This is a genomic window from Lentzea kentuckyensis (assembly GCF_002150765.1).
Taxonomy (GTDB): domain Bacteria; phylum Actinomycetota; class Actinomycetes; order Mycobacteriales; family Pseudonocardiaceae; genus Lentzea; species Lentzea kentuckyensis.
The window spans coordinates 1-1,039 of the sequence record NZ_MUYM01000231.1; the positions used below are offsets into that span (position 1 = coordinate 1).

A 1,039-nucleotide genomic window follows, 5' to 3' on the forward strand; every position below is an offset into this window, starting at 1 on the left:
TCGCGGGGTCAGACCGGCGGAGCGACGAAGACGCCGCGGTCGACGTCGTTGTGCATTTCCTTGGCGATCATCTCGTTCATCGGGTTGGCCGTGCCCCACTGGTCGGCGTTCTCGGGCTTCGTCAGGTCGTAGATGTGCGGGTGCCAGGTGTCCTCGTCCAGCTCTTCGAGCTCGGTGGTGTACTCCACGGTGTTGCCGTGCGGGTCGAGGAAGTACGTGAAGGTGTTGTCGCCCGCCATGTGCCGTCCGGGGCCCCAGATCTTGGTGGCGCCGGAGCGCAGCAGCCGGCCGGTGCCGCGCATGTACTCGTCGATGCCGCGCATCTCGAAGGAGAGGTGCTGCAGGGAGGTGTGCGGGCCACGGGCGATGGCCATGGAGTGGTGCTGGTTGCTGATCCGCATGAAGTGCATGAGCTCGCCCATGTGCGGGATGCACATCGTGTCGGACAGCCGGAAGCCGAGGTGCTGCTCGTACCAGGCGCGGGTGGCGTTGATGTCGGTGGCGTTCAGGACGACGTGCGAGAGACGGACGGGGATGGCTTCCTTCTCCTCGACCCGTCGGTGCTTGCGTGCCTCGACGTCGGCGGAGACCTCGATGGTGCGGCCGTCGATGTCGAAGAAGCGGAAGCCGTAGCCGCCACCGGGGGTGTCGAGCTTCCCGGGCTGGGAGATCAACCGCACTTCGCCCGCGAGGAGCTGTTCGGCGAGCGTGTCCACATCGGCGGGGCTCGCGGCACCGTACGAGATGAGGTCGAGTCGCTTCTCGTCGGCCTTGCGGAGCCGGACGATGTACTGCTCGGGCGAACCCTCGGCGGCCAGGAAGGAAATGCCGGAGTCCTCGGCGACCTTGGTCAGGCCCCAGACGCCGGCGTAGAAGTCGAGCTGCTTGGTGTAGTCCGGCACAGCGAGATCGACGTGCCGCAGATGGGTGAGTAGACGGTTGGTCATGTCGGGCTCCTCAGATGAGACGCAGCAACGCCGCCGCGTTGCCGCCGCGCACGGCGTGGAAGTGGGGGTCGGGCAGGTCCTCGACGGCGCGC

1 protein-coding gene is annotated in these 1,039 nt (G+C 67.1%); it reads right to left on the reverse strand.

The genetic code is table 11. The features are described 5' to 3' along the window. Positions 1–8: 8 nt before the first annotated feature. A complete protein-coding gene (locus B0F77_RS46230; protein WP_086669354.1) occupies positions 9–947 on the reverse strand; it encodes a VOC family protein in 939 nt (312 codons plus the stop codon). Between the last annotated feature and the right edge of the window lie 92 nt (positions 948–1,039).

Coding starts and splice junctions, on each gene's coding strand:
- B0F77_RS46230 (WP_086669354.1), bottom strand. CDS start 947: ATGACCAACCGTCTACTCACCCATCTGCGGCACGTCGATCTCGCTGTG.